We start from the raw sequence: 16,008 nt of genomic DNA, 5'->3' as shown, positions 1-16,008 counted from the left end.
GCGGGGGATGAGCAATATGGGAAAACGCAAGGCGGCGTTTGTCGCGACGGGGTACCGCTTTTTTGAGGCGTTCACGGTGCCGCAGATGCGTTTGTTGCAGGAGCGCGGCATCGAAGTGCACGCCTACGCGCGCCCGGATCACGGCTATGCAGGAGTGGCTGCGCAAGGGGTGATCTGCCACGACATCTCCTTTCAGCGCAGTCCGTTCAAGCGGGAAAATCTCCAGGCGCTGCGGGAGTTGACCGATTCGTTTCGGCAGGAGATGTTTCAACTCGTGCACGTGCACACGCCGGTCGGCAGCATCCTGGGACGGTTGGCAGCCAAGCGGGCCAAGGTGCCGGCCGTGCTGTACACGGCGCACGGGTTTCATTTTTTTAAAGGGGCACCGATGCTGAACTGGCTGCTCTATTACCCGGTGGAGTGGTGGATGGCCCGCTGCACCGACCGGCTGATCACGATCAATCAGGAAGATGCGCAGCGTGCCGACTCGTTGCCCGTGCGGGGCAAGATCGACTATGTGCCGGGCGTCGGCATCGAGACGCAGGAGTTTCAACTGCCGGAGCCGGTCTGGCACCGCCTGATGAAGCGCGAGCAACTCGGGGTGCCGCAGTATGAATTTGTCATTCTGTGCGTGGCGGAATTGAACGCCAACAAAAATCAGACCCAACTCCTTGACGCGGTCCACCGCATGGCTTTGGAAGGGCGGCAGGTGACGCTGTTGCTGGCGGGCATCGGCGAGGCGGAGGAGCGGCTGCGGGCGGAAGTGGCGGCGAGGGGGCTGGAAGGGTATGTGCGATTTCTCGGATTTCGCCGGGACATCGCCGAACTGCTCGCCGCCTCCGATGCGGCTGCGCTGGTGTCGAAGCGGGAAGGGCTGCCGTGCTGTCTGATGGAAGCGATGGCGGCCGGGAAGCCGGTCGTCGCCACCGACGTGCGCGGCAACCGCGACCTGGTCTGCCACGGAGAGAACGGCCTCCTGGTGCCGGTCGGCGACGGGGAAGCGACGGCGCGCGCGCTGATCAGGCTCTGCGACTCGCCGCTGCTGCGCGAACGGCTCGGCAAACAGGCGCAGCGGCAGGCTCGCCGCTATGATCTCGGCTTTGTGCTGCGGCAGATGCAGCACATCTACGGCGAAGCGCTCGGAGACGATACGTGGCAGCTGTCGGGCAGCGACGGGATGAACGACGGGATGAACGACGGGATGAACGACGGGATGAACGACGGGATGAACGACGGGATGAATGTCGGTATGCGACGGGAGGGGAGCGGCGGATGAGATCGCGTCGGCAGCGTCGGCGTGCCGGGCGGTGGGTGCCGCGTGCGGTGCTCGCCGTGCTCGTGCTGGTGGCGGGGGTGTTTACGTATGTCGTGTGGCAGGTGCTGGATACGGCCGACAGCGTGTATCAGCCGGTCGACCGATTGCCGTCCAGTGTGCGTCCGCCGGAGAAGCCACTATCGGTGAAGACGCCATCGGAGCAGCCGGAGACGAAAACGTTCCTCTTGCTCGGACTCGACCGCCGGGAGCAGTCGAACGACATCGGGCGAGCGGATGTGATCCTGCTGGCGGTGGTCAACGGGGAAAAGGGGAAGATCACGCTGCTCTCCTTGCCCCGCGACACGTACGTCGAGATCGCGGGTCAAGGATACAAAGACAAGGTCAATCACTCCTACCGATACGGCGTCGCCACAACGATCGCCACCGTCGAGTCGTTTGCCGGCGTGCGAGTGGATCATTATGTGGAATTTGATTTTGCCGGGTTTGAACAGGCGGTCGACGCGGTCGGCGGGCTGGAGTTGGAGGTCGACGCGGCGTTTGCGGGCAAATTTGGCCTGACACCGGGCCGACAGCGGCTGGACGGGTCGCAAGCGTTGGACTTTGCCCGGTTTCGCAGCGACGCGCGCGGTGATTTTGGTCGCAATGACCGGCAACAGGCGGTGTTCAAAGCGTATCTCGACCAGACGAGCGGCGTGCGGTCGCCGGGCAAGATCAAGGAGTTGCTCGGCATCCTTGGCGAAGGCGTGCGCACCGATCTCTCACTGCCGCAGATGACGGCGTTGGCGTTGCATCTGCCACCGCTGCAGGCGGGGGCGGTGGAATCGCTGCGGTACGAGGCGACGACGGCGACGTTCGGGCCGCAACAGTTGTCCTACGTGGTGGTGGCGGAGGAAGAGCGGGCGAGGGTGCAAAAAGAACTGCAACTCCGTGCGGAGTGAAGGATTATTTAACCCCGTTGTGGAAAGAATAACCTGATGGGAAAATCAGTTCGAATCGGGCTGAGAGACGGAGGTGTCTGACAAATGTCTACGGAACAACAACAACTGCCGCCGAAAACGTGCGAGATCGATCGGCTGATCACGGTGGAAGAAGACATTCAAAAAGTCCTGAACGGGCAAAAGACCGCACAGCGCCGCAACGGCCGCTATGCGGATATCGGCGAGATCTGGGAAGCGCAAGGCCGCCGGTTTGAAATCGTCAACGTCTATGCCCAATCGCTCGGTGAAATGACCGACGAGCATGCGCAGGCGGAAGGCATGGAGAGCATGGAGGCGTACAAAAACTACATCCTGTCCATGCACAAAGGCATGCCGTGGGTCCCGCAGATGAAAGTGTGGGTCCACGAATTGAAAGAAGTGAAATAACGCATCCCGATGCGTGGCAAACAAAAAATCCCTCCCCGCAGCAGTGGGCTGACAGCCGCTGGCCGCTCGGGAGGGATTTTTGTTTTTGTCAGTCGCTTTGCGGTTCTGCCGTCTCCGGCAGGCTCCACATCTCGTGCATCGGTCGTTTGCCGCCGAGCCACATCGAATGATGGGTGTGCGCGGACGACGGTTCCGTTGCCGTTTCCTCTTCTTGTGTCCATTCCTCGTTTTGCACAGTCGATTCCCCCCTTGCTGTTACTCTCTCACTCGTCTGCCAAATTGATGCAGCGTTCACATTCATAACTGTATGTGGTGTACTCTTCTTTCATCTCCGTCCCGCAAGTCATGCACTCGTTGTGTTGGATATGCTTTTCTTTCGTTTTCAGTTCTTCTCGTTGATGTTTCATCGTGATCGCTCCTTCTTGTTTACTGTTTTGGTACAGAGGTTATTGTGCATCTCTGTGCTATAACAGTATGCACCGAAATCCAAAATTGTTCGTGTGACATTTCTTATTTTCCTGTTATAGAATATCGCGCAGACACATATGGCTGTTGTATAGCAACGGATGGTTTGGAAGGAGGCTTTTCCCAAGATGAAGTCTTTACGGGTAACAGGGGATGTGAGGGGGGATTTTGCGGAGATCCTCACGCCGGAAGCGCTGGAGTTTGTCGGGCAGCTGGTCGAGCGGTTCTCTGCTCGTCGGCTGGAACTGTTACAGAACAGAGCCGAGCGGCAGCGGCAGATCGATGCGGGGAGGCGGCCGGACTTCTTGCAAGAAACGAAGGCGATCCGCGAGGCAGACTGGACGGTCGCGCCGCTGCCGGACGATCTGCTCGACCGCCGCGTGGAGATCACGGGACCGGCCAGCGACCGCAAGATGGTGATCAACGCGCTCAACTCCGGGGCCAAATGCTTCATGGCCGATCTGGAAGACGCGTCCTCGCCGACGTGGACCAACGCGGTGCAAGGGCAGCTCAACCTGCGCGATGCGATCCGACGTCAGATCGGATATACCGCTCCGAACGGCAAGCGATACGACCTGCAGGAGCAGACGGCGGTGCTGATCGTGCGCCCGCGCGGTTGGCATCTTGAGGAAAAGCATGTGCTGGACGGCGACGGGCAGCCGATCTCCGGCGCTCTGTTTGATTTTGGTCTGCATCTGTTCCACAACGCCAAAGAGCTGCTGACCCGCGGCTCCGGTCCGTATTTCTATCTGCCGAAACTGGAGAGCCACCTGGAAGCGCGGCTGTGGAACGATGTCTTCGTCTTTGCGCAGGAGAGACTCGGCCTCCCGCAAGGCACGATCAAGGCGACGGTGCTGATCGAGACGATCCTCGCCGCTTTTGAGATGGATGAGATCCTGTATGAACTGCGCGATCACGCGGCCGGATTGAACTGCGGACGCTGGGACTATATCTTCAGCTATTTGAAGAAATTTCGAAATCTCCCCGATGTGATCTTGCCCGACCGGGCGCAGGTGACGATGACCTCGCCGTTTATGCGCGCGTACTCGCTGTTGACGATCCAGACCTGTCACCGTCGCGGTGCGCACGCGATGGGCGGCATGGCGGCGCAGATCCCGATCAAAAACGACCCGGCGGCGCACGAGGCCGCTTTGGAAAAAGTGCGGGCCGACAAAGAGCGGGAGGCGACCGACGGCCACGACGGCACGTGGGTGGCCCATCCGGGACTGGTGCCGGTCGCGCTGGCGGTGTTTGACGAAAACATGCCGACCCCAAATCAGGTCCACGTCAAACGCGAGGATGTGCGCGTCACTGCCGCCGACCTGCTCGCCGTGCCGGAAGGGTCGATCACGGAAGCGGGCCTGCGCCTCAATCTGAGCGTCGGCGTGCAATATATCGAAGCCTGGTTGCGCGGTTCCGGCGCGGTGCCGATCTTCAACCTGATGGAGGACGCCGCCACCGCCGAGATCTCGCGGGCGCAGGTGTGGCAATGGATTCGCCATCCGGCGGGCGTGCTGGACGATGGGCGCAAGGTGACAATTGAGCTGGTGGAAGCGTTGCTCGACGAGGAGTTAGACAACATCAAGCGTTCTGTCGGAAACGAGTCCTACATCAAAGGCCGCTACGACCTCGCCGCCGGTCTGTTCCTGAAACTGACGCGGGATGAGGAGTTTGCCGATTTTCTCACGGTGCCGGGCTATCAGTATTTGTAATTTCAAATTGAGCCAAGCGGAGGGATTACAATGAAGCGACACGAAGAAGCGGTGCACCTGCAAGAGAGTTGGAAGGCGGATCGGTGGAAGGGGATCGAGCGCACGTACACGGCGGAGGACGTCGTCCGCCTGCGCGGTTCGGTGCAGATCGAGCACACGCTGGCACGCCTCGGAGCGGAGCGGCTGTGGAATTTGCTGCACACGGAACACCATGTCAAAGCGCTGGGGGCCCTGACCGGCAACCAAGCGATGCAACAGGTCAAAGCCGGTCTGAAAGCGATCTACCTCAGCGGCTGGCAGGTGGCCGCCGACGCCAACCTCGCCGGGCAGATGTACCCGGACCAAAGCCTGTATCCGGTCAACTCGGTGCCTCAGGTCGTCAAGCGGATCAACCAAGCGCTGCAGCGTGCCGACCAGATCTCGCACGCGGAGGGCAAAGACGAGGACGTCCACTGGTTTGCCCCGATCATCGCCGATGCGGAGGCGGGATTTGGCGGTGCGTTGAACGTGTTTGAGCTGATGAAGAGCATGATCGAAGCGGGCGCGGCCGGCGTGCATTTTGAAGACCAGCTCGCCTCGGAGAAAAAATGCGGCCATATGGGCGGCAAGGTGTTGATCCCCACTTCGCAAGCGGTCCGCAATCTGACCGCTGCCCGCCTCGCCGCCGATGTGTCGGGCGTTCCGACCTTGATCGTCGCCCGCACCGATGCAAACGGCGCGCACCTGATCACCAGCGACGTCGACGAGCGGGATCGCGAGTTCCTGACCGGCGAGCGCACGGCGGAAGGATTTTTCAAAATGCGCGGCGGTCTCGATGCCGCCATCGCTCGCGGTCTCGCCTATGCGCCGCACGCCGACCTGATCTGGTGCGAGACGTCCGAGCCGAACCTCGACGAAGCCCGCCGCTTCGCCGAGGCGATCCATGCGAAATACCCCGGCAAACTGCTCGCCTACAACTGCTCGCCGTCATTCAACTGGAAGCGCAAACTGGATGAAAAGACGATCGCCGCTTTCCAACATGAGCTGGGCGATATGGGCTACAAGTTTCAATTTGTCACGTTGGCCGGGTTCCATGCGCTCAATCACAGCATGTTTGAGCTGGCTCGCGCGTACAAAAAGCACGGCATGGCCGCGTACTCCGAACTGCAACAGGCCGAATTTGCCAGCGAAGTCAACGGCTACACGGCCACGCGCCACCAACGCGAGGTGGGCACCGGCTATTTTGATGACGTGGCGGTGACGATCTCCGGCGGGCAATCGTCGACGACGGCGCTGACCGGCTCGACGGAAGAGGAACAATTTACAGAAGCGTGAGAGTTCCGGAGCGCACGGGTTTGATCCCGTGCGTTTTTTATTTCCATTAAAAAGATAATAAAAGACCAAATGTGAGTGAAAGGAAAGTGAGCCTGATTGTCGAATGATCTAGAATAGAAAAATGACAAGCGGGGTTGTGAACCTGATGATACATGTACAAGAAAATTGGAAACGTTTGCTCGACTACTACAACGTGCGCGACGAAGACTTGGCTTTTCTCGCACGCCATCGCGATTTCTTTCAACAGCACGCCGTCGATGTCGTCGACCGCTTTTATGAAGAAGTGGGAGCCAACGGCAACCTCAACGCCATCATCGGCCAACACAGCACCATCGACCGGCTGAAGCAAACTCAGATCTGGTACTTCCAGACGCTCGGCGACCCGGACATCGATGACGCCTACATCGCAGGCCGTCAAAAAGTCGGCGAAGTGCATGCCCGCATCGGGCTTTCGGCCTCGTGGTATCTGGGCGGCTATTCGATCTATCTGAAATTGATCAAAGAGCGCCTTCGCGACATGCCGGATGCCCTCGACTTCTACGAAGCGGTCAACAAGCGCCTGTACTTTGACGCGGCCGTCATCCTGGAGGAGTACATCGGCGCGACCCACCGCGAAAACCGCGAATATCGGGCCAACATGGAAGACGTCTCGAAAGAACTGACGATGACTGTGCATCAGGTCTCCTCCATCGCCAGCGACTTTGCCCAATCGGCGACCGTGCTCGCCGAACTGCAAGAGGTGATCGTCGATTCGGTCGACAACCTGCGCGAGGAGAGCCGTGAGATCGAAAAGCTCTCGCAGTTCGTCATGGAGGTCGCTTCTCAGACCAACCTGCTCGGCTTGAACGCAGCCATCGAGGCGGCCCGGGCCGGCGAGCAAGGGCGCGGCTTCTCCGTCGTCGCCGACGAAGTGCGCAAACTGGCCGACCGCGCCCGCCAGTCCTCCAAGGAGATCCAAGAATCGACCAGCAAGGTTATCAACCGCATGGGTCAGATCAACCCGCAGGTCGCCAACATGATGAGCATCGCCCAAGAACAGGCAGCCGCAGCCGAGGAGCTGTCGGCGCTGATCATGGGTGTCGAATCGCTGACGGAGCGGTTGAAAGTGGGCAAGCGCTAGTCGCACCGCACGAACAGACGAAGGTCGGAGAAAACTCTCCGGCCTTTTCTTTTATATTGACGTACACAATTTTCTGAATTAATATTCAATTATAAGAGTAGGTAAAAAAAGGGAGGCAAAAACGTGATGAAAAAAACAAAAAAACAAGCTTGGGCCCTCGCCCTGTCCGTGTTGATGGGAGCGGGCGTCTTCACGGCGTTGCCGGCGGCGGTGGAAACGGCGCAGGCGGCCAACTCGATCACGCTGTTCCGCATCACGACCGACAGCACGCACACCGTCGCGCAGTTGGAAGCGCAAGGGGTCGACGTCTGGCAGGTGCAGCCGAACTTTGTGGAAGCGCCGCTGACACCGGAGCAGATCGACTGGCTGCAGGGCAGCGGCTGGGATTACAAGATGAGCCGTCAGACCAACGGCCCGAGCTTTGACACTTCATACCGCACGTACGCGTCGGTCCGCGCCGCGCTGAATGACTATGCCGACCGCTATCCGTCGCTGGCTCAAGTCGTGACCATCGGTCAGACCTTTGAAGGCCGACCGATCCAAGCGATCAAGATCACCAATTCTCAATCGACGGCCGGCAAGCCGAAGTCGCTGTGGATCGGCGGCACGCACGCACGCGAGATCTCGCCGCCCGAGGTGATGATGTCCTACGTCGACCTGCTGCTCGAAGGCTACGGCAACGACGCGGACGTGACCTGGATGCTCGACACCCGCGAAGTGTGGATCGTGCCGGTCCTCAACGCCGACGGCCACCTCAAGGCGGAACAACTGATCAACCAGCGCAAAAACACCAACACCTCGTGGGGCTCGGACGGCGTTGACCTCAATCGCAACTACGACGAGGCCGTACCGGGGATCTGGGGGCTGTACGGCACCTCGTCCAACCCGTTCTCCATCGTCTATCCGGGACCGCGAGCGTTCTCCGAACCGGAGACGCAGGCGATCAAAAACCTGGTCGACTCGGTGATGGGACCGACCGGCACGCCGCAGACGGTGGCAAACGGATTTAACATGGTCGTCGACATGCACTCCTTCGGCAACCTCGTGATGTGGCCGTGGAACTGGACCAAAGACACCAGCGTGCACGGAGCTGCCTCCGACATTGCCAACATGGAGCGGATCGGCACCAAGTTTGCCGCCTACAACACCTACAAACCGCAACTCGGTGCGAAATTGTACGCCACGTCCGGCGACACCACCGACTGGGCGTACGGCTTCCACAAGATCCCGTCGTTCACCATCGAGATCGGCAAGACCTTCTGGCCGTCCAACCAAGAGCTGGCCGGACAGATCGCCGAAAATCGCGGGCCGTTCCTCTACGGCAACAAGATCCTCGATGATCCGTACGGCCGCGTCAAAGGTCCGGACAGCAACGGATTGACCGCGACGGTGCAAGACGGCCGGATCGTGATCACCGGCGCGGCCAACGACGGCTACAACGGCAACGACCGCGTACAGGCAGTCGAAGTGTTCGTCGACACCCTCGGCGCACGCGGCACCGGCGTGAAAGGCACGCTGGAGAAAACGACCAGCGCCGGCTCGCTGACCGACTTCACGGCGACGCTTTCCACGCAGGGCCTGACCCAAGGCAAGCACCTGCTGATCGTCGAAGCCCAGGACGAGACGGGCGCATGGGGCGCACCGAGCGCCGTGTTTGTTCAAATTCCGTAACCTCAAAAAGCCTTCACATCGCGTGAAGGCTTTTTTTATGGAAAAATGCGGGGGCTGAACATGGTGCTCGCTCCGGGCTGGCGTCCGGGCGTGCCGCCGTATTTGCAGGAACTTCCACCTCTGCGTGACGAACTCATTCACGGAACGGATGCGTTTGTGGGCATCCAGCAGGACACGTATGCGGAGTTCCGCCTGGGCTCGAAGCTCAGCGACGAGTTGAAAGTGAACATCTTTCAAGGGGGCTGCAAACAGCCGATCCTTTCGCTGGCGGAATAAAAGGAGACACTCACCCATGAATGGAACGCTCGTCCACGTATTTGCAGAAGATCCCCGCTTTGGCAATCCGGCCGCTGTGCTTTTGGCAGGGGAGGCGGAGTTGACAGACGCCGACATGCAACGAGTGGCGCAAGAGACCGGATCTGTTTTGACCGTGTTTTTGTTGCCACCGGAGACAGAAGCGGGAGATGTCCGGTTTCGGTTTTTCACCGCCGCGACGGAGATGACGTTTTGCGGGCACGGCATCCTCGGGGCGGCCGCCATGTTTCTGAATGCGGCCGGACGTGAGGAAGCGGTCGTCGAGACCGGGTCGGCCACCGTCACCGTGCAGCGCAGCGGGGAACGGGGCGTGCAGTTTCGCACGAGCCTTGCCACGGTGCTCGACGTGCCGGTCGAGACGCAGCAGGCGGCTGCGCTGCTCGGTCTCACGCCGGAGTCGCTCGATCTCTCGCTGCCGCTGTGCGTGGCGACCGTCGGCAGTCCGAAACTGCTGATCCCGGTGCAAAGCCTCGCGGTGCTGCGCGGTCTGACTCCCGATCTGGCCGCGATCCGCGAGTGGAGTCTGCAAAACGGCGTCAACGGCGTGTACGCCTACACGCGAGAGACAGAAGCGGCCGGATCGACCGTGCAGGCGCGCAGTTTCAACCCGCTGTCCGGCGTCGAGGAAGACGTCGCGACCGGCGTGGCGGCCGGCGCTCTGGCCGGCGTTTTCCATCAGCGCGGGCTGCTGGATCCAAAGACGGGACCGTTCGTGGTCGAGCAAGGCCATTCGCTTTTCAACCCGACCACCATTTTTGTGGAACCGGGCGATACCGAGACCAAGATCGGCGGACCGGTCGTGGAGATCGGCCGCTTCGAAATAGACCGAACGAGCAGAGAACGAGAAGGCACACCGGAGTGGCAGATCAGGAATAGCAAGAAGTGACGCAAGAGATCGCGCAAGACATCACGCCGGGAGCGGCTGTGCTCGCCGTCGGCAACTTCCCGGCGATCCACGCCTGCGTGCAGGAAGCGACTTTTAAAGACCACCTGCTGCAAGCCAACTCACTCACCGAGTTGTTCACCCAGGCGGGCATGCAGCTCTTTCTTTATTCGTGAAGATGGAATAAAATAAAAAGTACCGAATATTCATGCATATCAAAACAGGCAGGTGACAAAGAGATGAAAGTTGGAGTAGGAGACAAAGAGAGAGAAACCACCGCCGTGCGGGATGCCGCCCTCCGCCGCGACATCCGCATCCTCGGCAATCTGCTGGGCAACGTCCTCGTCTCGCAATGCGGCGAACACGTGTTGCAACTGGTCGAGACGGTGCGCCAGTCGGCCAAAGAACTGCGGGCGCAACCCACGGCGGAGAACCGCACCTTGTTTTGGGAGACGATCCGCGCCATCCCCGATGAGCACCGGACGCACGTGATTCACGCGTTCGCCTTGTATTTCCAACTGGTCAACATCGCCGAACAAAACCACCGCATCCGCCGCAAGCGCGAATACGAGCGCAGCGGGCAGGACGGCGCGCAGCAAGGTTCTTTGCGCAGCGTCATCCGCGAGATGCGGGAAAAGGGCGTGGACGCCGCCGAGATGACCTCGCTGATCCACCAACTCGGCGTCGAACTGGTGCTGACCGCGCACCCGACCGAAGCGATGCGCCGCACCGTGTTGGAAAAGCACCGCGAGATCGCCCGGCTCTTGGAAGCGTTTGACGACCCCTGGCTCACCTCGCGCGAGTCGCGCAGCATGGAAAAACAACTGCGGGCGGAGATCGTCTCGCTCTGGCAGACCCGCGCCGTGCGCAAAGAGCGGTTGACCGTGCTAGACGAAGTGCGCAACGGGCTGTATTTCCTCGACGAGATCCTGTTCGACGTCCTGCCGGGACTCCATCTCGAATTGGAGGAGCAACTGCGCGACGTCTATCCGGAAGCCACCTTTGAAGTGCCCGGCTTTCTTCGCTTCGGCTCGTGGATGGGCGGGGATCGCGACGGCAACCCGAACGTCACCGCCGACCTCACCTTCCAGACTTTGATCCTGCACTTCGACCTCGCGATGCGCAAATACGAAGCGGCCGTGCATAAGCTCGGCCAAGATCTCAGCCAGTCCTGCGAGATCGCCGGAGCGAGCGTCGACCTGATCTCCTCCCTCGACTGGAGGGGACCGGAGCCGCTCGACGAACCGTATCGGGAAAAGGCGACCCAGATCCTGCGCCGCCTGCGCGGCACCCAAAACCGTTTCCACTCCGAGGGTGGCGATCCCGACTATTATGCAACTCCGACCGACTTTCTCGCCGACATCCGTCTGATCGAGCAGTCGCTGCTCGCCCATAAAGGTGAGGAGATCGTCGACGTAAAGGTCAGACCTTTGCTGCGGCAGATCGAGTTGTTCGGCTTTCACATGGCGACGCTCGACATCCGTCAGCACAGTGAAGTGCACGAAAACGCCCTCGACGAACTGTGCCGACTCGGCCAACTCGGCCCCTACCGCGACCTGTCCGAGAGCGAAAAGATCGCCCGGCTCACCGTCCTGCTCCAAGACCCGCGCCCGCTGGTCTCGCCGTACGCCGAACTGAGCGAGAGCACCCGCGAGGCGACTGCCTTGTGCCGGACGATCCGCAAAGCGCAGGACTGGTTTGGCACCGCGTGCATCCAAAACTACCTGATCTCGATGACGCAGGGGGTCAGCGATCTGCTGGAAGTGCTTTTGCTGGCCAAAGAGGCCGGGCTGTTCACCCTGCGCCCGGACGGCACAGCCGACTCGCGCCTGCACATCGTGCCGCTCTTGGAGACCATCGAAGACCTGCGAGCGGCTCCCCGGATCATCTCCGAGCTGTTTGCCAATCCGGTCTACCGCCAGCATCTGGCTGCAAGGGGTCACCTGCAGGAGATCATGCTCGGCTACTCCGACAGCAACAAAGACGGCGGCTACCTCACCGCCAACTGGGAGCTGTATAAATCGCAGAAGAAAATCTACGAAGTCGCCCGTCGGCACGGCGTCGCCTTAAAATTTTTCCACGGCCGCGGCGGTGCGCTCGGTCGCGGCGGCGGCCCGGTCGAACGCTCGATCCTCGCCCAGCCGCCGGAAGCCCTGCAAGGGAAAGTGAAGATCACCGAGCAAGGCGAAGTCATCTCCCAACGCTACTCCCACGCGGGCATCGCCACCCGCTCGCTGGAAAAGGCTGTCTCCGCCGTGCTGCTCGGCTCGCTCAACGTGCAGACCGACAAAATGAAAGAGACGGAAATCTACTGGTCGGCGATCTTGGAACAGCTCTCCCAGGACTCGTTCCGCACCTACCAAGACTTCGTGTACCGCAATGACGATTTTTTGCCCTACTTCCATCAAGCCACGCCGATCGCCGAGGTCGGTCAGCTCAACCTCGGATCGCGCCCGGCCAAACGCCGCGCCTCCGACCGCATCCAAGACCTGCGCGCCATCCCGTGGGTGTTCTCGTGGACGCAAAACCGCCACCTGCTCCCGGCATGGTTTGGATTTGGCACGGCGGTTCAGCACTACATCCGGCACACGCCCGACGCCGCCGAAGAGTTTCGCCGCATGTACCGCCACTGGCCGTTCTTCCGCGCCCTCGTCGACAACCTGCAGATGGCGCTGGCCAAAGCGGATATGCTCATCGCGGGCGAGTATGCCGGATTGCTGGAGGATCAAGAGTTGGCCCGGCGCGTCTTTGCCCGCATCGAGGACGAATACGCCCGCACGCGCCAGATCGTGCTGATGATCACGGGGGAGGAGGACATCCTCGCCGGCTCGCCGGTGATCCAAGAGTCGATCCGCCTGCGCAACCCGTACGTCGATCCGCTGTCCTACTTCCAAGTCCTGCTCTTGGAAGAAACGCGCAAAGGCGAGGCGGGCGATCTCCAAGACGTCCTGCTCACCATCAACGGCATCGCCTCGGGCCTGCGAAACACCGGTTGATCCTGCAAAAGAGAGTCCCCCCCCCCCCGCATCGGGCAGGACTCTCTTTTTCTGTTACTATAAGGGCATAGACTTTATCGGAAAAAGGAGACTCTGCCCCTCATGCTCACTCATACCCTGTCACCAGACGCGCACCTGCGCCTGCTCGAAGAAGCGGACGCCGACGAACTCTACGCCCTTCTCGACGCCAACCGCGCTCATCTGCGCCGCTGGCTGCCCTTCCTGGACAGCACCACATCGCCCGCCGACTCGCTCGGCTTCATCCGCAGCACCCGCAAGCAAGTGAGCGACAACCAAGGCTACTCCCTCGCCATCGTCTATAAAGGCCGAATCGTCGGTTGCTGCGGCTATCACAACATCAACTGGATCAACAAAAAAACCAGCATCGGCTACTGGCTCGCCGAGGATGCACAAGGAAAAGGGCTGGTCACAGCAGCGGTCCGCGCCCTGCTCGACAACGCCTTCCACAACTGGGGACTCAACCGCGTCGAGATCCGCGCCGCCGTCGCCAACGAAAAAAGCCAAGCCATCCCGCGCCGGCTCGGTTTCACAGAAGAGGGCATCGTCAAAGAGTCAGAATGGCTCTACGACCGCTACGTCGACCACATCGCCTTCGCCATGCTGGCCGGCGACTGGAAGCGCACCGGGCAGTAAGCCATATTTTTTTCTGCAACACTTGAACTTTTTCCGCAAGCAACTCGTCTTAACAGATAGAGAGATCACGGAGAAGGGGGGCGGGGAGAGGTTGAAAGAGCAAGAACTGGTCGCCGACGCGCTGACCGACAAAGCGGCGATGGCCGACCTGTTGCGGTTAGTCGAACCGTACGTGTTTCAAACATCCTACTACCTGACCGGGAGCAAGATGGACGGCGAAGATGTGGCGCAGGACGCGCTGTGGAAGATCTGCCGTTCCCTGCATCAATTTAAAGGCAACAGCTCGTTTCGCACGTGGGTGTACTCGATCACCTTGAACACCTACCGCGATGCGGCGCGCAAAAAGAAAAAGTGGTTCGTGCCGCTCGATGACGACCTCGTCGACACCGCCGCCTCGGTGGAAGAGACGGTTGCGGTGCGGGGGCACCTCGACCAGATTCGCAAAGAGATCTTGAAGCTGAACCAGGAAGACCGGGAGATCTTCGTCCTGCGCCACCTGCAAGCCTTGTCCTACCACGAGGTGGCGGCGACGCTCGACGTCAGCGAGGCGCATGTGCGCTCCCGGCTGTATCGGGTGCGGCAGAAATTGAAAGCCAAACTGCATGGAGGTGAGCGGGATGCCCTGTGAAGAAGCGTTCTACATGATCCAGCGGTATTACGACGGCGAGCTGGCGACCGAAGAGCAACAGATCATGAAGCGGCACCTGCTCGCGTGCCCGGAGTGTCAGCGGGAGTTTGACGAATACGGAGCGCTCTTTCACGATATCGACCGACTGCGGGTGGACGTCGAACACCGGGACATCCTCTCGCAGACGCTGGAACGGCTGGAAGAAGCGTCGCAGAAAAGGAAGATGGAGATGTGGTGGCGGGGAGTCGCGGTAGCCGCTTCGGTGGCGATCATTGCAGGCACGTCTTTTCTCTATATGACCGATACGGGCAACACTGTCCGCTACCGGATGGCACAACTGATCCCGTCGCAGCAGACCAACGTACCGACGCCGGTCGCCTCCACAGCCGAGTCGACCCACGCGCCGGAACTGAAAAGCGCCCCGGACGTTTTTGCCGACAACAACCCGGACCAAGCGGCCGCCGCGATCCTCAAGATTCGCAAACTGGCAGCCTTCCCGCTGCTGGAGTTGCAAGACGACTCCCTGAAACTCGTCTCCACGTCGATGTTCTCCCCGGAGTACTCCCGCCATCTGGCCTACCAGATGGTCGAGCTCGACTACGTCGTCCAAGGCAAAGGGGAAAAAGGCGACGTCATCCACTTCCTTGCCACCCCGGACAACTCGCAGCGGGTCCACTCCACATACAACCTCGGCGTCTACACCTTCAACGGTGAAGTCGAGGCCGGCCCGTTCCGATGGGCGCGTGTCGGCGAGCACGCCCTGACTGCAGAACTGAACGGCGTGTTTTACCAACTCTTCTCTCCGTTCCTGACCACCGACGAACTGGCTGGCCACGCGGCAAAGATCAAACGCGTCCAAAAAGCGAACTGATGCAGGTCCAGAGCCGCCTCGGAAACGGGGCGGTTCCTTGTGTATACTTGTAGGCAAATACTGCGACTCGAAATGCGGAGGGACTGCTCTCATGAAGTACATCGACATCGAAACGTGGCCGCGAAAAAGCCACTATCATTATTTTCGCACCATGGATTATCCGTTTTTCAACGTCTGCGCCAATGTGGACATCACCGACCTGTACCGGGCGGTCAAGGAGCGAAATGAGTCTTTGTTCCAAGCCTTTCTCTATCTGATCACCCGCACCGCCAACGAACGCAAGGAGTTTCGGTATCGGCTGCGAGAGGACGGCGTGGTCGAGCATGAAGCGGTGCACCCGTCGTTTACCTTGATGACGACAGACGAGGTCTTCCGCTTTTGTGAAGTGAAATACAACTTGGATCGGGCGGAGTTTCTCGCCGGCGCGCAGCGGCGGATGGACGAAGCCAAGCACACCGTCTACATCGAGGACGAGCCTGGACGCGACGACTTGATCTATGTGACGTGCATGCCGTGGGTGTCGTTCACCAGCGTCCAGCATCCGATACACATGGACAAACTCGACAGCGTCCCGCGCATCGCGTGGGGCAAGTTCTTTGAAGAAAACGGCCGCATCAAAATGCCGCTCGGGGTGCAAGCCCATCACGCACTGGCAGACGGCGTGCATGTCGGACAGTTCTTTATGCGGGTGCAGGAACTGTTGGATGAGGTTCGGGTATAAACGGCAGGTATAAGAACG

17 protein-coding genes and 1 pseudogene are annotated in these 16,008 nt (G+C 60.3%); 16 read left to right on the top strand and 2 right to left on the bottom strand.

The features are described from left to right. The first annotated feature begins 7 nt into the window (after positions 1–7). The 3 genes from OS242_RS09100 (at position 8) to OS242_RS09090 (ending at position 2,640) form a co-directional block, all read left to right on the top strand. Positions 8–1,276 (top strand): glycosyltransferase family 4 protein, encoded by a 1,269-nt coding sequence (locus OS242_RS09100; RefSeq protein WP_267151361.1) that lies wholly within the window; start codon positions 8–10, stop codon positions 1,274–1,276. After that, positions 1,273–2,214 carry an LCP family protein gene (locus tag OS242_RS09095; RefSeq protein ID WP_267151360.1) on the top strand — a complete coding sequence of 314 codons (942 nt, stop codon included), beginning with the start codon at positions 1,273–1,275 and terminating at the stop codon, positions 2,212–2,214. Before OS242_RS09100 ends, OS242_RS09095 begins: the two co-directional genes overlap by 4 nt. A gap of 84 nt (positions 2,215–2,298) precedes the next feature. Continuing rightward, the gene (locus OS242_RS09090) at positions 2,299–2,640 is read left to right on the top strand and encodes an ASCH domain-containing protein (protein WP_267151359.1); all 342 of its coding nucleotides are present in this window, start codon (positions 2,299–2,301) and stop codon (positions 2,638–2,640) included. Positions 2,641–2,728: 88 nt separating this feature from the next. Here the strand turns inward: OS242_RS09090 and OS242_RS09085 are convergent, their stop codons facing one another. Next, complete coding sequence (locus OS242_RS09085) at positions 2,729–2,875, bottom strand: hypothetical protein (RefSeq protein ID WP_267151358.1); 147 nt, start codon at positions 2,873–2,875, stop codon at positions 2,729–2,731. A 28-nt stretch (positions 2,876–2,903) separates the two neighbouring features. Beyond that, positions 2,904–3,047 carry a YhfH family protein gene (locus OS242_RS09080; RefSeq protein ID WP_267151357.1) on the bottom strand — a complete coding sequence of 48 codons (144 nt, stop codon included), beginning with the start codon at positions 3,045–3,047 and terminating at the stop codon, positions 2,904–2,906. Between the two features lie 186 nt (positions 3,048–3,233). Between OS242_RS09080 and aceB the strand changes: the two genes are divergently transcribed. The 13 genes and pseudogenes from aceB (at position 3,234) to OS242_RS09015 (ending at position 15,990) form a co-directional block, all read left to right on the top strand. Then, a complete protein-coding gene (aceB, locus tag OS242_RS09075; protein WP_267151356.1) occupies positions 3,234–4,817 on the top strand; it encodes a malate synthase A in 1,584 nt (527 codons plus the stop codon). Between the two features lie 30 nt (positions 4,818–4,847). After that, on the top strand, positions 4,848–6,131 hold the full coding sequence (gene aceA / locus OS242_RS09070; RefSeq protein ID WP_267151355.1) for an isocitrate lyase: 1,284 nt from the start codon (positions 4,848–4,850) through the stop codon (positions 6,129–6,131). A gap of 121 nt (positions 6,132–6,252) precedes the next feature. Further along, positions 6,253–6,723: pseudogene (locus tag OS242_RS21390) on the top strand (protoglobin domain-containing protein); the annotation flags it as partial. 45 nt (positions 6,724–6,768) lie between these two features. Continuing rightward, the gene (locus OS242_RS21385; protein WP_407702106.1) at positions 6,769–7,251 is read left to right on the top strand and encodes a methyl-accepting chemotaxis protein; all 483 of its coding nucleotides are present in this window, start codon (positions 6,769–6,771) and stop codon (positions 7,249–7,251) included. Positions 7,252–7,377: 126 nt separating this feature from the next. Beyond that, positions 7,378–8,922, top strand: coding sequence for a M14 family metallopeptidase (locus tag OS242_RS09055; RefSeq protein WP_267151354.1), 1,545 nt, complete (start codon positions 7,378–7,380; stop codon positions 8,920–8,922). Between the two features lie 60 nt (positions 8,923–8,982). Continuing rightward, entirely contained in the window at positions 8,983–9,198 is a 216-nt protein-coding gene (locus OS242_RS09050; RefSeq protein WP_267151353.1) for a hypothetical protein, read from the top strand. A gap of 16 nt (positions 9,199–9,214) precedes the next feature. Then, positions 9,215–10,123 (top strand): PhzF family phenazine biosynthesis protein, encoded by a 909-nt coding sequence (locus OS242_RS09045; RefSeq protein WP_267151352.1) that lies wholly within the window; start codon positions 9,215–9,217, stop codon positions 10,121–10,123. Continuing rightward, complete coding sequence (locus OS242_RS09040) at positions 10,120–10,296, top strand: hypothetical protein (RefSeq protein ID WP_267151351.1); 177 nt, start codon at positions 10,120–10,122, stop codon at positions 10,294–10,296. Before OS242_RS09045 ends, OS242_RS09040 begins: the two co-directional genes overlap by 4 nt. Before the next feature lie 63 nt (positions 10,297–10,359). Further along, entirely contained in the window at positions 10,360–13,116 is a 2,757-nt protein-coding gene (gene ppc / locus OS242_RS09035) for a phosphoenolpyruvate carboxylase (protein ID WP_267151350.1), read from the top strand. A gap of 102 nt (positions 13,117–13,218) precedes the next feature. Continuing rightward, positions 13,219–13,770 carry a GNAT family N-acetyltransferase gene (locus OS242_RS09030; RefSeq protein ID WP_267151349.1) on the top strand — a complete coding sequence of 184 codons (552 nt, stop codon included), beginning with the start codon at positions 13,219–13,221 and terminating at the stop codon, positions 13,768–13,770. 91 nt (positions 13,771–13,861) lie between these two features. After that, positions 13,862–14,398, top strand: coding sequence for an RNA polymerase sigma factor (locus OS242_RS09025; RefSeq protein WP_267151348.1), 537 nt, complete (start codon positions 13,862–13,864; stop codon positions 14,396–14,398). Then, positions 14,388–15,269 (top strand): anti-sigma factor family protein, encoded by an 882-nt coding sequence (locus OS242_RS09020; protein WP_267151347.1) that lies wholly within the window; start codon positions 14,388–14,390, stop codon positions 15,267–15,269. The genes OS242_RS09025 and OS242_RS09020 overlap by 11 nt, the downstream gene beginning before the upstream one ends. 91 nt (positions 15,270–15,360) lie before the next feature. Continuing rightward, on the top strand, positions 15,361–15,990 hold the full coding sequence (locus OS242_RS09015) for a chloramphenicol acetyltransferase (protein WP_267151346.1): 630 nt from the start codon (positions 15,361–15,363) through the stop codon (positions 15,988–15,990). The last annotated feature ends 18 nt before the right edge of the window (positions 15,991–16,008 follow it).

It is taken from the genome of Tumebacillus lacus (genome assembly GCF_026410385.1).
Lineage (GTDB): Bacteria > Bacillota > Bacilli > Tumebacillales > Tumebacillaceae > Tumebacillus > Tumebacillus lacus.
Note: the sequence above shows the minus strand (reverse complement) of the source record. Positions and strands in the feature narration are given on the sequence as shown.